This window comes from Sutcliffiella sp. NC1 (genome assembly GCF_027594365.1).
In the GTDB taxonomy this organism is placed as follows: domain Bacteria; phylum Bacillota; class Bacilli; order Bacillales; family Bacillaceae_I; genus Sutcliffiella; species Sutcliffiella cohnii.
The window spans coordinates 4,741,415-4,758,322 of record NZ_CP115153.1 but is presented as its reverse complement, the minus strand read 5'-3'; the positions used below and the strand labels follow the sequence as shown (position 1 = coordinate 4,758,322).

Sequence of the window (16,908 nt, the reverse complement as noted above, 5' to 3'; positions counted from 1 at the left end):
CTCTTTGATTAGGAACTGAGCGAGCGTTCAGTCGAAACCTTATCCAAAAAATATTTTTTTAAAATACCTTGTAAGCGTTAACAAACTATATGAAAAACGGGGGATGAAACATGGGGAAAACAGTTATCGTTAGTGGAGTTCGCACACCGATTGGTAGATATGGGGGAAGTTTAAGTACATTAACAGCATCAGACCTTGGAGCAATTACGATTAAAGAGGCACTAAATCGGGCAGGAGTCGCTCCTGAATCAGTAGATGAAGTCATTTACGGAACCGTGTTACAAGGTGGCCAAGGCCAAATTCCTTCACGTCAAGCAGCTCGTAAAGCTGGGCTTCCGTGGAATGTGAAAACAGAAACAATTAATAAAGTGTGTGCGTCCGGTATGAGAGCTGTTACATTAGGCGACTTAATGATTCGCTCTGGGGAAGAAGAAGTGATTGTAGCTGGCGGAATGGAATCGATGAGCAATGCTCCTTACATTTTACCGAAAGCACGTTGGGGACTTCGTATGGGTGATAGCGCAGTAAAAGATTTAATGATTTACGACGGGTTAACATGTAGCTTCACAGGTGTTCATATGGGAACATACGGAAACGGTGTTGCGAAGGAAATGGAGATATCTCGTGAAGAGCAAGATGCATGGTCATTTAGAAGTCATGAACGAGCAATAGCCGCAACAGAAAAGGGTGTTTGGGCACAAGAAATCGTACCAGTTGAAATACCACAAAGAAAAGGAGATCCAATAACGGTCTCTACAGACGAATCACCTCGGAAAGATACCTCTTTAGAAAAGTTAGCAAAATTAAACCCAGTATTTGGACACGATGGAACGATTACAGCTGGAAATGCACCAGGTGTAAACGACGGAGCCGCAGCACTTGTATTAATGAGTGAAGATCGTGCTGCACAAGAAGGAAAAGAAGTAATGGCAACTATTTTAGGTCATGCATCCATCGCTGTCGAAGCAAAGGATTTTCCAAAAACACCAGGACTAGTCATTGAAGAATTACTACGCAAAACAAGCAAAACAGTGGAAGAGATTGACCTCTTTGAAATAAATGAAGCATTCGCAGCAGTTGCGCTAGCATCAGCTAAAATCGCAGGACTAGACTTAGAGAAAGTAAACGTAAACGGTGGCGCAGTTGCACTTGGACATCCAATCGGAGCAAGCGGCGCACGCATCATTATTTCGTTAATCCATGAACTAAAACGTCGCGGCGGCGGCTTAGGGATCGCCTCCATCTGCAGCGGTGGCGGCCAAGGCGATGCGATTTTAGTTGAAGTGAAGGGGTAAAGGCGCAAAACCGAAGTCGGATGGCGCAAAAGGTGAGGTCGTTGGCGTGAAAGCGAGTTCGGTTGGCTGAAAAAGCGTAGCGGTTGGCGTGAAAGTGAGTTTGGTTGGCTGAAAAAACATCGCAGTTGGCGTGAAAACGAGCTCAGTTGGCCGAAAAAGCGTCGCAGTTGGCGTGAAAGTGAGCTCAGTTGGCCGAAAAAGCGCCGCAGTTGGCGTGAAAGTGAGCTCGGTATGCCGAAAAAGCGTCGCAATTGGCGTGAAAACGAGCTCGGTAGGCCGAAAAAGCATTGCAGTTGGCGTGAAAACGAGCTCAGTTGGCCGAAAAAGCGTCGCAGTTGGCGTGAAAGTGAGCTCAGTTGGCCGAAAAAGCATCGCAGTTGGCGTGAAAGTGAGCTCAGTTGGCCGAAAAAGCGTCGCAGTTGGCGTAAAACTGACTTCAGTTGGCGCAAAACCGAAATCAATTGGCACAAAAGGCGAGTGAGTTGGCGCAAAACCGAAATCAGCTGACACAAAAAGTAAGGCTGTTGGCACAAAACGGAAGCGGAAGCCACCGTAGCTAAACATCCCAATAACAAGCGAGCACCTACAGAGAAATAGAACAAAAATATCCAAACTATCAAACCTAAAATAAATAGAATCTGAAAAAAGGAGCGAACAAATAAATGAGTATTCAAAAAGTAATGGTAATCGGCGCGGGCCAAATGGGATCAGGCATTGCCCAAGTTTGCGCACAAGCAGGATACGATGTAATCGTAAACGACGTTAAACAAGAATCACTAGACAAGGGCCTTGCGAACATCACTAAAAACTTAAACCGCAACGTAGAAAAAGGCCGAATGACAGAAGAAGAAAAAGAGGCAACATTAAACCGCCTTACTTGGACACAAGCGATAGAAGATGCTAGTTCAGTAGATATCGTCATCGAAGCAGCAGTCGAAAACATGGACATTAAGAAAAGTATTTTTAAAACACTGGACCAACATGCACCAGCACATGCGATTTTAGCCACTAATACATCATCTCTACCAATTACAGAAATCGCGGCAGTAACGTCCAGACCGGAAAAAGTAATCGGTATGCACTTTATGAACCCAGTTCCGGTGATGAAACTAGTCGAAATTATACGCGGCCTACAAACAGCAGATGAAGTATACAACTCAATTGAAGATATGACGAAAAAATTAGCAAAAGTACCAGTTGAAGTAAACGACTTCCCAGGATTCGTTTCAAACCGCGTTTTAATGCCAATGATTAACGAGGCAATCTACACAGTTTACGAAGGAGTAGCTACACCAGAAGCAGTAGACGAAGTGATGAAACTCGGTATGAATCATCCGATGGGCCCTTTAACTTTAGCTGATTTTATCGGGTTAGATACTTGCCTTTATATTATGGAAACATTACACGAAGGCTTTGGAGACGATAAATACCGCCCTTGTCCGTTATTGCGTAAATACGTAAAGGCTGGTTGGCTTGGTAAGAAAACAGGAAGAGGATTTTACACTTATTCATAGACATAGGAGTTGGATCATCATGAATTTACGCTTTACAGAAGAACAAGAAATGATGCGAAAAATGGTCAGAGACTTTGCAGAAGCAGAAATTGCTCCGTTCGTAGAAAAAATGGAAGAAGATGGTGAATTTCCTAGAGGCATTTTAAAGAAAATGGCTGAACTTGGATTAATGGGTATAACCATTCCAGAAGAATACGGTGGGGCAGGGATGGATTTTACGTCCTACATTATTGCGATTAATGAACTTTCAAAGGTGAGTGCAACAGTCGGCGTTATTTTAAGTGTTCATACGTCAGTCGGCACGAATCCGATTCTATACTTTGGAACAGAAGAACAAAAGAAAAAATATGTTACCAAATTAGCGAGCGGTGAGTATTTAGGGGCGTTCTGTTTAACAGAGCCAAGTTCAGGTTCAGATGCTGGTAGCTTAAAGACCCGTGCCGTGTTGAAAGATGATCACTACATTTTAAACGGCTCAAAAGTATTTATTACGAACGGTGGAGAAGCAGACACTTATATTGTTTACGCTTCTACTAATCCGGAGCTTGGGACAAAAGGAATTTCTGCTTTTATAGTCGAGAAGGATACACCAGGTTTTATTATTGGAAAAGACGAACATAAAATGGGGCTTCACGGCTCTCGTACTGTTCAACTAACATTTGAGGATGCGAAAGTACCAGTCGAGAATTTACTCGGTGCAGAAGGAGAAGGCTTTAAAAATGCTATGTCTAACTTAGATGTTGGTCGAATTGGAATAGCTGCGCAATCTTTAGGAATTGCCGAAGCCGCGCTAGAAGCGGCAGTTGCGTATGCGAAAGAGCGTGTTCAATTCGGAAAGCCAATCGCAGCACAACAAGGTGTTGGTTTTAAATTAGCAGATATGGCAACCGCAGTTGAAGCTGCAAAACTATTAGTCTATCGAGCGGCAAATTTACGCTCCAAAGGTTTGCCATGTGGAAAAGAAGCGTCGATTGCAAAGCTTTTTGCATCTAAAACGGCAATGAAAGTTGCTACGGAAGCAGTGCAAATATTCGGTGGCTACGGATATACGAAAGATTACCCAGTAGAACGCTTTTTCCGCGATGCGAAAGTTTGTGAAATATACGAAGGAACAAGTGAAATTCAACGGTTAGTAATTAGTAAACATTTATTAAAGTAATATGGCGGACTAATTTCCGTGCCGTGCCAATAAGAGTTCCAAAGTTAGAATAAGGTTTTGCATTAAACTTATGAGTGGAACGAAGCGGAAGGTGCGAGACTCCTGCGGGAAGAAGAGGAATCGGGAGACCCCACAGGGCAAAGCCCGAGGAGGCTCCCGTTTCTCCCCGCGGAAAGCGAGTACCTGCAGCGTAGTGTAACGGACAAACTTAGAAATATTAATCTTTGTTCAAGGATAGATACTAACGAAAAAACGGAGGGAAACAAATGAACTTTTTATTATCAGAAGAACATGAAATGATTCGCAAAATGGTAAGAGACTTTGCAAGAAACGAAGTAGAACCAACAGCAGCAGAGCGTGACGAAGAAGAACGCTTCGATATGGAAATATTCAATAAAATGGCGGACCTTGGTCTAACAGGAATACCTTTTCCGGAAGAGTACGGCGGAATTGGCAGTGACTATTTAGCATATTGTATCGCAGTAGAAGAACTTTCTCGTGTATGTGCTTCCACTGGAGTTACACTTTCTGCGCACACATCACTAGCAAGCTGGCCAATTTACAAATACGGAACAGAAGAGCAAAAGCAAAAATATTTAGTGCCACTTGCACAAGGTACGAAAATTGGTGGCTACGGACTAACAGAACCAGGATCAGGCTCAGATGCAGGTGCAATGAGAACAACGGCTAGATTAGACGGAGACCATTACGTATTAAACGGTTCTAAAATATTCATTACAAACGGTGGAATTGCGGACATCTATGTGGTGTTTGCATTAACAGATCCAACTTCTAAACATAAAGGAACATCTGCATTCATTATCGAAAGTGACTTCCCTGGATTCTCTGTTGGAAAGAAGGAAAAGAAGTTAGGAATTCGTTCTTCACCTACAACGGAAATTATTTTTGAAGAGTGTCGCGTACCGAAAGAAAACATGCTTGGTGCAGAAGGTGAAGGGTTCAAAGTCGCGATGACAACTCTAGACGGTGGACGTAACGGCATTGCTGCGCAAGCAGTTGGTATCGCACAAGGCGCATTAGACGCAGCGATCGCTTATGCAAAAGAGCGCGTTCAATTCGGTAAACCGATCTCAGCTCAACAAGGTGTAAGCTTTAAACTAGCAGATATGGCAACATCTATTGAAGCTTCTAGACTATTAACTTATCAAGCAGCGTGGAGAGAATCAGAAGGTCTTTCTTACGGAAAAGAATCAGCAATGTCTAAACTGTTAGCTGGTGATACTGCAATGAAAGTTACGACAGAAGCGGTACAAATTTTTGGTGGATACGGTTATACGAAAGACTATCCAGTTGAGCGCTATATGAGAGATGCAAAAATTACCCAAATTTATGAAGGTACACAAGAAATTCAGCGTCTCGTTATTTCTCGTATGATCACGAAGTAACCGAATAGGTGGGAGCTTTAATGAAAAAAAGGCAAGTACATGCGTCGGTGAAAGATGAAAAGTTAATTGAAAAAAGAAGAGATCAAATGATTAAAGGAGCGGTGAGCCTTTTTAAAGAAAAAGGCTTTCACCGTACAACGACGAGAGAGCTTGCAAAAGAGGCTGGATTTAGTATTGGCACACTGTATGAATACATTCGTACGAAAGAGGACGTATTGTATCTCGTTTGTGACCGCATTTATGACCAAGTTGGAGAGCGGTTACAGCAAGAGTTAGATATGAACCGAGGATGCTTAAAAAGCTTAAAATCAGCAATATATTATTATTTTCATGTAATGGATGAAATGCAAGATGAAGTACTTGTTATGTACCAGGAGGCAAAATCTTTATCAAAAGACGCACTTCCATACGTGTTAAATAAAGAATTACAAATGGTAGGCATGTTTGAACGGGTAATCCGCAATTGTGTTGAATATGAAAATTTACCTGTCTCGGAAAAAGAAATTTCGCTACTTGCACACAATTTGTTCGTCCAAGGTCAGATGTGGGGATTCCGACGTTGGGCATTACAAAAGCAATTTAATTTAAATGAGTATATAGAGCTTCAACTTGAAATATTGTTACACGGTCTTATGAAGGGGGAGAAAAAATAATGGAAACGTATAAACGAAAACACCATATCCGTTTCGTAACGGCTTCCAGTCTTTTTGACGGTCATGATGCATCGATTAATATTATGCGTCGTATTTTACAAGGAAGTGGAGCGGAAGTCATTCATTTAGGACATAACCGTTCTGTTGAAGAAATTGTAAATGCGGCTATTCAAGAAGATGTGCAAGGAATTGCTATATCATCTTACCAAGGTGGTCACGTAGAATATTTTAAATATATGTATGACTTATTAAAAGAAAAAGGCGCGCCACACATCCGAATTTACGGTGGTGGAGGCGGTGTTATCATTCCAGAAGAAATAAAGGAGCTCCATGAATACGGGATTGCTCGTATTTTTTCACCGGATGACGGTCGGGAGTATGGCCTTCAAGGAATGATAGATTTAATGGTAAGAGATTGTGACTTTTTACCTGGAGAAGGCTTGGACGTTGATGTAGAGCAATTAGACGCTGATAATCATCGTCTAATTGGTAGACTGATAACATTAGCAGAAGTAGGTCTTTCGGCAGAAGCGGAAGTAGCCTCAACGGCGCAAGCAATGTTAGAGCAAGTAAAAGCGATGCAGTCCAATTCACCAGTATTAGGAATTACAGGAACAGGCGGAGCTGGGAAAAGCTCATTAACAGATGAACTGATTCGACGCTTTTTAAACGAAGTGCCGGAAAAGAAAATTGCTATCCTTTCGGTTGATCCGACAAAGCAAAAAACAGGTGGAGCACTATTAGGAGACCGCATTCGGATGAACGCTATTTTCAACCCAAGAGTTTATATGCGCTCCCTTGCAACAAGAGGCTCGCGTTCCGAGCTATCGTTAGCGATACGGGATGCTATTTCTGTTGTAAAAGCAGCAGGCTTTGATTTAGTTATTGTCGAAACGAGTGGTATCGGTCAAGGAGATGCTGCGATAACAGAAATTACCGATCTTTCTATGTATGTAATGACGAGCGAATTTGGTGCTCCGTCACAGCTTGAAAAAATAGATATGATCGATTACGCAGACTTAATTGTGATTAATAAATTTGAACGAAAAGGCTCTGAGGATGCAAAACGTCAAGTTCAAAAGCAGTACCAAAGAAGCCGTTTATTATGGGATAAAGAGCTAGATGAAATGCCGGTGTACGGAACCATTGCGAGCCAGTTTAACGATTTAGGTACGAATACGTTATTTGCAGCTCTTCTAGAAAAAATAAATGAAAAAGCAGGAACAACTTACTCATCGAGTTTGCCAGTATCAAAAGAAGTAGAAAAACAAAATATTATTATTCCGAACGACCGTCGCTATTATTTACGTGAGATTTCCGAAACAGTTCGAAACTATCATAAGGATGCGCAAGCGCAAGTGGAGATTGCCCGTAAACTGTTTCAGTTAGATGGAGCAATGGAAGCAGCATCAGTAGCTGGAAAAGCGGAGCTAAAGCAAGAACTACAACAATTACGAGAAGAATATGCGCAACAACTAACTCCAACATCTAAAAAAGTACTAGAATCGTGGGATGCGAAACGAGAAGCATATTCTGGTGATCAATTTATAACGAGAATCCGTGACAAAGAAATTATTACAAAGCTTACAACGAAAAGCTTATCAGGCCTTTCCATTCCGAAAGTAGTTTTACCGAAATATGTAGACTATGGGGAAATATTAAAATGGGTATATAAAGAAAATGTTCCAGGAGAATTCCCTTATACGGCAGGAGTGTTTCCGTTTAAACGGGAAGGGGAAGATCCGAAACGTCAATTTGCTGGCGAAGGAACTCCTGAAAGAACAAATCGTCGTTTCCACTATTTAAGTAAAGATGATACAGCGAAACGTTTAAGTACAGCGTTTGACTCGGTAACTCTTTATGGAGAAGATCCGGACCACCGCCCAGATATTTATGGAAAAATCGGAAATAGTGGTGTTAGTATTTGTACGCTAGAGGATATGAAAAAACTGTATGACGGATTTGATTTGTGCGCGCCTTCTACGTCTGTGTCGATGACGATTAACGGTCCAGCACCAATTATATTAGCGATGTTTATGAACACTGCTATAGACCAACAAGTGAAGAAAAAAGAAGAAGAGGTTGGTAGGGTACTAACAGTAGAAGAGTATACAGAAGTAAGAGAATGGACATTAAAAACAGTACGTGGAACAGTGCAAGCCGATATTTTGAAAGAAGACCAAGGACAAAACACATGTATTTTCTCAACAGAATTTGCATTGCGGATGATGGGAGATATTCAACAATATTTCATCGAACATAAAGTACGAAACTATTATTCCGTTTCAATTTCTGGTTATCACATTGCCGAAGCGGGAGCAAACCCAATTTCTCAACTTGCCTTCACGCTTGCAAATGGCTTTACGTATGTAGAGTATTATTTAAGCCGTGGAATGAATATAGATGACTTTGCGCCTAACCTTTCATTCTTCTTTAGTAACGGATTAGACCCAGAATACACAGTTATTGGTCGTGTAGCTCGTCGCATTTGGTCAACGGTTATGAAAAATAAATACGGTGCAAATGAGCGCAGTCAAAAACTAAAATACCATATTCAAACATCAGGTCGATCGTTGCATGCGCAAGAAATTGACTTTAACGATATTCGAACTACGTTACAAGCATTAATGGCGCTACAAGATAACTGTAACTCGCTTCATACGAATGCTTACGACGAGGCGATTACGACACCAACGGAAGAATCGGTCCGTCGTGCAATGGCGATTCAAATGATTATTACGAAAGAGCATGGCTTAACAAAGAACGAAAACCCGTTACAAGGGGCGTTTATCGTCGAAGAGTTAACAGATTTAGTAGAGGAAGCAGTTCTGCAAGAATTCGATCGCTTAAATGACCGTGGCGGTGTGTTAGGTGCAATGGAAACGCAATACCAGCGTGGGAAGATCCAAGACGAATCGATGTATTATGAAATGAAAAAACATACAGGCGAATTGCCGATAATCGGGGTAAACACATATAAAAACCCGAACCCGCCATCTGAAGAAGAGTTAAACTCCATCGAGCTAGCTCGTTCAACAGAAGAGGAAAAAGAAACACAAATTCGCAACTTAAGACAATTCCAAACAGAACATGAAGACCAACTGGCAGAAGCACTACAAAAACTACAACAAACTGCCATAAGCGGAGGAAACATCTTCGAAGAACTAATGGAAACAGTAAAAGTAGCTTCCTTGGGCCAAATCACCAACGCCCTCTACCAAGTAGGCGGGCAATACAGAAGGAATATGTAGATAGAAATGCGGAAGGGGCTCGTTTAGCGGCGACAAGCATAAGGCAGGCGCTGCAGGTGGGCGCTTTTTGCCCACCGGAAGTGACTGACTTATGACCTCGAGCCGCTAGCCCCTGCAGCTGGACAATCAGAAAAGCGGAGGGCGTTCGATCAGCGGCGTACAAACTGGACCAGTCCGGTAGGAGATAAAGGAAACACGGCGAGTGAAAGGAGCCGATGTTGACTTATCGTACGGACGGACTGGGAAGTTTGTTAGCCGCTAACGCCCGGAGCTGGACAATGCGAAAAGCGGAGGCGGCTCGTTCAGGTCCAATCAAACTGGAGCTTTTCCGCAGGAGATAAAGGAATCACGGCGAACGTCAGTGAGTCGATGATGACTTATCGTACGGAGGAAAGGTGAAGTTTGAGCCGGACCTAGCCGCCGGAGCTGGACAATCAGAAATGCGGAAGGGGCTCGTTTAGCGGCGACAAGCATAAGGCAGGCGCTGCAGGTGGGCGCTTTTTGCCCACCGGAAGTGACTGACTTATGACCTCGAGCCGCTAGCCCCTGCAGCTGGACAATTAGAAAAGCGGAGGCGCTTTGCTCACGCCCGTACAAACTGCTACTATGTTTTGACTTTCAAGATTTAGAACTGTGAGTGGAAGGAAGCGAGTACCTGTAGCGTAGTGAAACGGACGATAATAACAGAAATACTAACCAAGGCGTTCGTCGAACAATGACGAACGCCGTAGTTTCTTTTCATTTAAATAAACATTTTTACATAAACAATCATTTAAGGCTGGATTAAACAATTAATTTTTGTTTATAATGAATGGTATGGTTTTATATGGTTAATAGAAATAGTAATGGTACTATTTTAATATGATATACATAGAAAGGATGTGCTGACATGGCTCTTGACCATCTAACGAAAGAACAATTAGAGGAAATGTCACTAATTGAAGTTGCATCTGAATTACTAATTACACAAAAAAAATCCTATACGTTCGGCGAACTATTGGATGACGTAAAACAAATCCTTGGATTATCTGATGAAGAAGTACGTCCAAAAATTGCACAATTTTATACAGACTTAAATATTGATGGACGTTTTATTTGTATTGGAGAAAATCAGTGGGGACTTCGCGAATGGTATCCGTATGACCAAATCGAGGAAGAAACAACACCTCAGGTAAAAGCAAAAACGAAGAAAAAATCGAAAAAACAACTTGATGACGATATTGAGTTGGACGATTTCGATGAGCTAGACGAAGAAGATTTAGAATTCGATGATTTAGACGATTACGAGGAAGAAGACTTAGAAGATGACGATCTAGTCGACGACCTAGATGATGATGACGACGCAGATGACGATGATCTAGAAATTATCGAAGATGAAGAAGAATTTGATGAGTTAGACGAAGAAGAAGAGGAACTCGAAGAAGAGGAAGAAGAATTATAATACCGTGTAACATTTTAAAGGAATGTGCTTGACTTTTATTCTGTTCGTAGGTAGAATCTTTTTTGGGCTCTTTAAAAAAGAGAAAGCACTTATACAATACACGCTCCCTTACCTAATCGGTAACGGGGGCGTTTTTTATTTTTTCAGAAAATAAAGCGGGACGCGCATAAAAGAGCAAAACGATAAAGAGCGCATCCGCTTTTTATAATTTTTTATAGCTCCACAGCGACGTAACTTTTCTGTTTTTTCTAATCAAAAGAGTGGTGAAATAATTTTGGATGGGAAAGCTAAAGGAAAAGTGAGAATCCAAAAATAAGCCCCAATAACCAACTAGTTACATACCGGAAAAGGTGTGAAATAGGCAATTTCAATAGAAGTTGAAAACCGCCAGACAATAAGAATCACATAATATTTGAGGGGGAGACCACATGACAAAGTATATTTTCGTAACCGGTGGTGTTGTATCATCATTAGGAAAAGGAATTACAGCAGCATCATTAGGAAGACTATTAAAAAACAGAGGATTAAGTGTAACGATTCAAAAATTTGATCCGTACATTAACGTTGACCCAGGAACGATGAGTCCGTATCAGCACGGTGAAGTTTTCGTAACGGATGATGGGGCAGAAACGGATCTAGACTTAGGTCATTACGAGCGTTTTATCGACATTAACTTAAATAAATATAGTAACGTGACAACAGGGAAGATTTATTCAACTGTTATTAAAAAAGAGCGCCGTGGAGACTATTTAGGTGGAACAGTCCAAGTAATCCCGCATATTACAAACGAAATTAAAGAGCGGGTGTTCCGTGCTGGTCGCGAAACGAAAGCAGATGTAGTTATAACTGAAATTGGTGGAACTGTTGGAGATATTGAATCACTACCGTTCCTTGAAGCGATTCGCCAAATTAAGAGTGATATCGGCCGTGATAATGTTATGTATATCCACTGTACATTAGTTCCGTATTTAAATGCAGCTGGAGAGCTAAAAACGAAGCCTACTCAACATAGTGTGAAAGAATTACGTAGCTTAGGTATTCAACCAAACTTAATCGTTTTACGTTCCGAGCACCCAATTTCTCAAGATATGAAGGATAAAATTGCTCTATTTTGTGATATTGATGAAAGAGCGGTTATTGAGTCAATCGATGCAGATACGTTATATGCAGTTCCGCTATCTTATCAAGAACAAAAGATGGACCAAATCGTATGTGAACATTTAAAGCTTATTTGCAATGACGCGGATATGTCTGATTGGGAGCAGTTAGTAAACAAAGTACGTAACTTGAAAAAAGTTACAACAATTGGACTAGTAGGGAAGTATGTAGAGTTACAAGATGCATACATTTCTGTAGCAGAATCTTTACGCCATGCAGGTTACCAATTTGATTCCGATATTAGCATTAAGTGGATCAATTCAGAAGAAGTGACAGAAGAGAACGTAGCAAGCGTACTTCGTGACGTGGACGGAATTTTAGTACCAGGTGGATTCGGTGACCGCGGAGTGGAAGGGAAAATTGCTGCAACTCGATATGCGCGTGAAAATAAAGTGCCTTTCTTTGGAATTTGCTTAGGTATGCAATTAGCTTCCGTCGAGTATGCTCGTAACGTATTAGGGTTGAAAGATGCTCATTCATCTGAATTAAACCCAGAAACAAAGCACCCTATTATCGACTTGCTTCCAGAGCAAAAAGATATTGAAGATTTAGGTGGAACACTTCGCCTAGGTTTATATGCATGTAAATTAAATGAAGGTACGTTAGCAAAAGAAGCTTACGGGGAAGAAGTAGTATACGAGCGTCACCGTCACCGTTACGAATTCAATAACGAATATCGTCAACAAATGGAAGAGGCAGGATTTATATTCTCTGGGACTAGCCCAGATGGACGTTTAGTGGAAATTGTAGAAATAAAAGATCATCCATGGTTTTTAGCGTGTCAATTCCACCCAGAATTTAAATCAAGACCGAACAGACCACAACCACTTTTCCGTGACTTTGTTCAAGCTTCTTTGAAAAAAGCAGAAGTACTAACAAAATAATGAATGAAAGGAGTTGCCGACCCGAGGTGACTCCTTTTTTCTGGAATAAAAAAGCCTAAAACTGTATACAGCTCTAGGCAAATAATATTTACTATTCTAATTCATCTAATGTTTCTTTCAACGTAAAAGCAATTCCATAATACGCATAGAGGGCAAGCATACTAGTTGGGAAACCGAAACGTGAGCCGTCATCATCTGGAATAAGTCCTCTTTTCAACCGTAAATCAATATGCACATCTGCAATTTCGGATAAAGAACGCTCTGTTTTTCCCTCTTTTTTATCAGAAATTGTAGAAATTGCAACAACCCCAACCCCGTTTTGTGTTAAAGTGTTAGCAATTCTGATAGCTTCTTCGTCGTTATCATATCTCGTGACAATTAATGCACGGTCAGCTATTGAAATAGAGGATGCGAGATCACGATGTAATTCTTTTCCTCGTGGTAACGTTTCAACCCCTTCTATCGCTTCTGCTACGACAGCTTTCATTTCGCGAGCACCATAAATATAAATATCACCTTCTCCTACGATAGCTTGAGCTAGTAAACGAGCACCGTCCTCAAATGAAAACTCTTCTTCTTTAGCGATTTTTTGAAAAGAACCTTGTAATTGTGTAGTAAATATTTTTAACAAAATGAATACACCTATCTTTCTAATATATCGTTCTGTACCTTTATACACCTGTAAAAGTAGTGTAATATATTGTAATATGTAGAAATTTTTTTTCAAAAAGAAGGAAAATATGTTTTGATAGTAGAATAAAAGTAAAAGATGCATTTATTATACAGAAAGAAATGAGGTGTGTTCAAGATGGGGAATAAACTACTTATTGTTGATGATCAATATGGAATTAGAATCTTATTGAACGAAGTATTCCAGAAGGAAGGGTACACTACATTTCAAGCTGCTAACGGTTATCAAGCACTTGACATCGTAGAAAAGCATACGCCAGATCTTATATTACTTGATATGAAAATTCCTGGCATGGACGGTATTGAAATTTTAAAACGTTTAAAAGCCATTAATAAAGACTTTCAAGTAATTATAATGACTGCTTACGGTGAACTTGATATGATTCAAGAATCAAAAGATTTAGGTGCAATTACACATTTTGCAAAGCCATTTGATATTGATGAATTAAGAGAGGCTGTCCGAAAGTACATGCCTAAAAAAGTGTAAAGCTAATATTTACATATCCCCTTCCATTTAGGTAAGGGGTAAAATTTTGCCTAAAAACAGTGGAATGTGGCAGAAAATAAAAACATTTTACATTTAAACGCTTACATCGGTCGATAGCGGTTTGAAGTTATTGCCGATTTTAAATTTAGTTGGTATGCTAATAACGGTTAGATTTCGTCGACAAGTTTTTTACCTTTTATACAGGGAATGTACATAGCCTTTTTTGTTTAGGTGAAACTATATTGGTAAATAACTTTTCGAGTAATGTTTTATATAAATAAAGGAGGATTAAACGATGCCTTTAGTATCCATGACAGAAATGTTAAAGAAAGCAAATGCAGAAGGATATGCTGTAGGTCAGTTCAACTTAAATAACTTAGAATTCACTCAAGCAATTCTTCAAGCAGCACAAGAAGAAAACTCTCCGGTTATCCTTGGAGTTTCTGAAGGTGCAGCTCGTTATATGGGCGGATTTAAGACAGTTGTAGCTATTGTTAAAGCTTTAATGGAAGACTATAGCATTACAGTTCCAGTTGCAATTCATTTAGACCACGGTTCTAGCTTTGAATCTTGTGCGAAAGCAATTCATGCTGGATTTACTTCCGTAATGATTGACGCTTCTCACCATCCTTTCGAGGAAAACATTGAAACAACTACAAAAGTTGTTGAGCTAGCACACTTCCACGGAGTATCTGTTGAAGCAGAGCTAGGTGTAGTTGGTGGACAAGAAGATGACGTAGTAGCGGAAGGTGTAATTTACGCTGATCCGAACGAGTGTGAAGAGCTAGTGAAACGCACTGGAATCGATTGCTTAGCTCCTGCATTAGGATCTGTACACGGTCCTTATAAAGGTGAACCAAACCTTGGATTCAAAGAGATGGAAGAAATCAACAACCGCGCTGGAGTACCTTTAGTACTTCATGGTGGTACTGGTATCCCAACTCATGACATTCAAAAAGCAATCTCATTCGGTACTGCAAAAATTAACGTAAACACAGAAAACCAAATCGCATCTGCTAAAGCTGTTCGCGAAACGTTAGCTGCTAAACCTGAAGAATACGATCCACGTAAATATTTAGGACCAGCTCGTGACGCTATTAAAGCAACAGTAATAGGTAAAATGCGCGAATTCGGTTCTTCAAACAAAGCGTAATATTTAAAATAAGCAACAATCACCATTTCAACAATATTTTTTCAACAAGGTAAAGGCTGTCATTCTTATGAATGGCGGTTTTTTCTTTTCTTACAGACTATCCTTTATTTCCCCTAGAAAACACGTTTTAAAACTATGCTTCACGCAGCTTCATTTTCATCGAATTAATGTAAAATACTTCGATAGTTCCACGATAATAACTAGTCAAAAGGTATTATTAATAAAATATTCAAGAAATATTGTTTTAGATAATGCCAGAAATTGTGTATACTAAGTAATAGTACATTTGGACATAACCTCGCCTTGAAGGGAGTCAAATATGGAAAAGTTAAAAATTATTGGTGGAACAAAATTAAATGGAACGGTACGTGTTAGTGGAGCGAAAAATAGTGCAGTAGCTTTAATTCCTGCAACGATTTTAGCAGAAACACCGGTTCGGATTGATGGGTTACCGAAAATTTCAGATGTTGATATTTTAAGTAGCTTGTTAGAAGAAATTGGTGGAACAGTTGAGCTTTCAGAAGAAGGTGACATAGTTGTTGATCCAGCAAATATGATCGCAATGCCACTTCCGAACGGGAAAGTTAAAAAACTACGTGCTTCTTATTATTTAATGGGAGCAATGTTAGGAAGATTCAAAAAAGCTGTCATCGGTTTACCAGGCGGCTGCCACTTAGGACCTCGACCAATAGATCAACATATAAAAGGCTTCGAAGCTTTAGGTGCAGAAGTAACAAATGAGCAAGGTGCTATTTATTTACGTGCGGAAGAGTTAAAAGGTGCACGAATCTACCTCGATGTAGTAAGTGTTGGTGCAACGATTAATATTATGTTAGCCGCAGTAAAAGCAAAAGGTAGAACGATTATTGAAAATGCAGCGAAAGAACCCGAAATTATTGATGTTGCAACTTTACTAACGAGTATGGGAGCAAAAATAAAAGGCGCAGGAACAGATGTCATCCGCATAGACGGAGTAGAAACATTACATGGTTGTCGTCACACAATAATTCCAGATCGAATTGAAGCTGGTACATATATGATAATGGCTGCAGCAGCTGGTAGTGAAATGATTGTAGATAATGTAATTCCAACTCATATCGAGCCACTGATTGCGAAACTTCGAGAAATGGGCGTAAGAATAGATATTAATGCAAATCAAGATCAAGTGTTAGTTGTACCTGGCGAAAAGTTAAAAGCAGTTGATGTAAAAACGTTAGTGCACCCTGGATTTCCGACTGATTTACAACAACCGATGACAGCACTATTAACGAAAGCAGAAGGAACGAGTATTGTAACGGATACTATTTACTCTGCGCGATTTAAACATGTGGATGAACTACGTCGCATGAATGCACAAATCAAAGTAGAAGGCAGATCCGCTATCATTAATGGCTCTGTGCAACTACAAGGAGCAAAGGTAAAAGCTAGTGACCTTCGTGCAGGTGCTTCCCTAGTCATTGCAGGATTAATGGCAGAAGGATTAACAGAAGTAACAGGCCTTGAACATATTGATCGTGGCTATAGCCATTTAGAAGAAAAACTAAATGGGCTAGGCGCAACAATCTGGCGTGAAAGATTAACAGAAGAAGAAATAGAACAAATGCAGAACTCATAATGGGTTCTGTTTTTTTTGTAATGGGAGCGTGGTTCCCTGCTGGAAAGCAAGCTTATGATAACGAAGCATCTCAGTCTGAAAAACTAAATCGTACAATTTTTACCCAAGCCAACGTTTCACCACTCCCAGACACGAAACCCCATTTCAGCACCTATCATTTTATTAAAAAGAAATACTAAAACAGTATAACATTACTTGATAA

The 16,908-nt window shown here is 40.3% G+C and carries 13 protein-coding genes; 12 read left to right on the top strand and 1 reads right to left on the bottom strand.

The window, feature by feature from the left end:
- The first annotated feature begins 110 nt into the window (after positions 1–110).
- The 9 genes from O1A01_RS24470 (at position 111) to O1A01_RS24430 (ending at position 12,761) form a co-directional block, all read left to right on the top strand.
- The gene (locus O1A01_RS24470; protein ID WP_270065265.1) at positions 111–1,295 is read left to right on the top strand and encodes an acetyl-CoA C-acetyltransferase; all 1,185 of its coding nucleotides are present in this window, start codon (positions 111–113) and stop codon (positions 1,293–1,295) included.
- A gap of 130 nt (positions 1,296–1,425) precedes the next feature.
- Entirely contained in the window at positions 1,426–1,776 is a 351-nt protein-coding gene (locus O1A01_RS24465; RefSeq protein WP_270065264.1) for a hypothetical protein, read from the top strand.
- Between the two features lie 181 nt (positions 1,777–1,957).
- Positions 1,958–2,809: a 3-hydroxybutyryl-CoA dehydrogenase gene (locus O1A01_RS24460; protein WP_270065263.1), complete on the top strand. Its 852-nt coding sequence runs from the start codon at positions 1,958–1,960 to the stop codon at positions 2,807–2,809.
- Between the two features lie 19 nt (positions 2,810–2,828).
- A complete protein-coding gene (locus O1A01_RS24455; protein ID WP_270065262.1) occupies positions 2,829–3,968 on the top strand; it encodes an acyl-CoA dehydrogenase in 1,140 nt (379 codons plus the stop codon).
- A gap of 266 nt (positions 3,969–4,234) precedes the next feature.
- Positions 4,235–5,374 carry an acyl-CoA dehydrogenase gene (locus O1A01_RS24450; RefSeq protein WP_066420537.1) on the top strand — a complete coding sequence of 380 codons (1,140 nt, stop codon included), beginning with the start codon at positions 4,235–4,237 and terminating at the stop codon, positions 5,372–5,374.
- Positions 5,375–5,394: 20 nt separating this feature from the next.
- Positions 5,395–6,027 (top strand): TetR/AcrR family transcriptional regulator, encoded by a 633-nt coding sequence (locus O1A01_RS24445; RefSeq protein ID WP_066420539.1) that lies wholly within the window; start codon positions 5,395–5,397, stop codon positions 6,025–6,027.
- Positions 6,027–9,278: a fused isobutyryl-CoA mutase/GTPase IcmF gene (gene icmF, locus O1A01_RS24440; RefSeq protein WP_270065261.1), complete on the top strand. Its 3,252-nt coding sequence runs from the start codon at positions 6,027–6,029 to the stop codon at positions 9,276–9,278. The genes O1A01_RS24445 and icmF overlap by 1 nt, the downstream gene beginning before the upstream one ends.
- Positions 9,279–10,167: 889 nt before the next feature.
- Entirely contained in the window at positions 10,168–10,719 is a 552-nt protein-coding gene (rpoE, locus tag O1A01_RS24435; protein ID WP_270065260.1) for a DNA-directed RNA polymerase subunit delta, read from the top strand.
- A gap of 428 nt (positions 10,720–11,147) precedes the next feature.
- The gene (locus tag O1A01_RS24430) at positions 11,148–12,761 is read left to right on the top strand and encodes a CTP synthase (RefSeq protein WP_066421499.1); all 1,614 of its coding nucleotides are present in this window, start codon (positions 11,148–11,150) and stop codon (positions 12,759–12,761) included.
- 91 nt (positions 12,762–12,852) lie between these two features.
- Here O1A01_RS24430 and O1A01_RS24425 read toward each other — a convergent pair whose 3' ends face one another.
- Complete coding sequence (locus O1A01_RS24425) at positions 12,853–13,392, bottom strand: DUF2529 domain-containing protein (protein WP_066421504.1); 540 nt, start codon at positions 13,390–13,392, stop codon at positions 12,853–12,855.
- A 177-nt stretch (positions 13,393–13,569) separates the two neighbouring features.
- Between O1A01_RS24425 and O1A01_RS24420 the strand changes: the two genes are divergently transcribed.
- The 3 genes from O1A01_RS24420 to O1A01_RS24410 all read left to right on the top strand — a co-directional run bounded on the left by O1A01_RS24420 (position 13,570) and on the right by O1A01_RS24410 (position 16,706).
- On the top strand, positions 13,570–13,938 hold the full coding sequence (locus tag O1A01_RS24420) for a response regulator (RefSeq protein ID WP_066421505.1): 369 nt from the start codon (positions 13,570–13,572) through the stop codon (positions 13,936–13,938).
- Positions 13,939–14,233: 295 nt separating this feature from the next.
- Entirely contained in the window at positions 14,234–15,091 is an 858-nt protein-coding gene (locus O1A01_RS24415; RefSeq protein WP_270065259.1) for a class II fructose-bisphosphate aldolase, read from the top strand.
- Between the two features lie 319 nt (positions 15,092–15,410).
- Positions 15,411–16,706, top strand: a complete 1,296-nt coding sequence (locus O1A01_RS24410; RefSeq protein WP_270065258.1) for a UDP-N-acetylglucosamine 1-carboxyvinyltransferase — start codon at positions 15,411–15,413, stop codon at positions 16,704–16,706.
- The last annotated feature ends 202 nt before the right edge of the window (positions 16,707–16,908 follow it).

Coding starts and splice junctions, on each gene's coding strand:
- O1A01_RS24460 (WP_270065263.1), top strand. CDS start 1,958: ATGAGTATTCAAAAAGTAATGGTAATCGGCGCGGGCCAAATGGGATCA.
- rpoE (WP_270065260.1), top strand. CDS start 10,168: ATGGCTCTTGACCATCTAACGAAAGAACAATTAGAGGAAATGTCACTA.
- O1A01_RS24430 (WP_066421499.1), top strand. CDS start 11,148: ATGACAAAGTATATTTTCGTAACCGGTGGTGTTGTATCATCATTAGGA.
- O1A01_RS24420 (WP_066421505.1), top strand. CDS start 13,570: ATGGGGAATAAACTACTTATTGTTGATGATCAATATGGAATTAGAATC.
- O1A01_RS24445 (WP_066420539.1), top strand. CDS start 5,395: ATGAAAAAAAGGCAAGTACATGCGTCGGTGAAAGATGAAAAGTTAATT.
- O1A01_RS24410 (WP_270065258.1), top strand. CDS start 15,411: ATGGAAAAGTTAAAAATTATTGGTGGAACAAAATTAAATGGAACGGTA.
- O1A01_RS24450 (WP_066420537.1), top strand. CDS start 4,235: ATGAACTTTTTATTATCAGAAGAACATGAAATGATTCGCAAAATGGTA.
- icmF (WP_270065261.1), top strand. CDS start 6,027: ATGGAAACGTATAAACGAAAACACCATATCCGTTTCGTAACGGCTTCC.
- O1A01_RS24470 (WP_270065265.1), top strand. CDS start 111: ATGGGGAAAACAGTTATCGTTAGTGGAGTTCGCACACCGATTGGTAGA.
- O1A01_RS24455 (WP_270065262.1), top strand. CDS start 2,829: ATGAATTTACGCTTTACAGAAGAACAAGAAATGATGCGAAAAATGGTC.
- O1A01_RS24415 (WP_270065259.1), top strand. CDS start 14,234: ATGCCTTTAGTATCCATGACAGAAATGTTAAAGAAAGCAAATGCAGAA.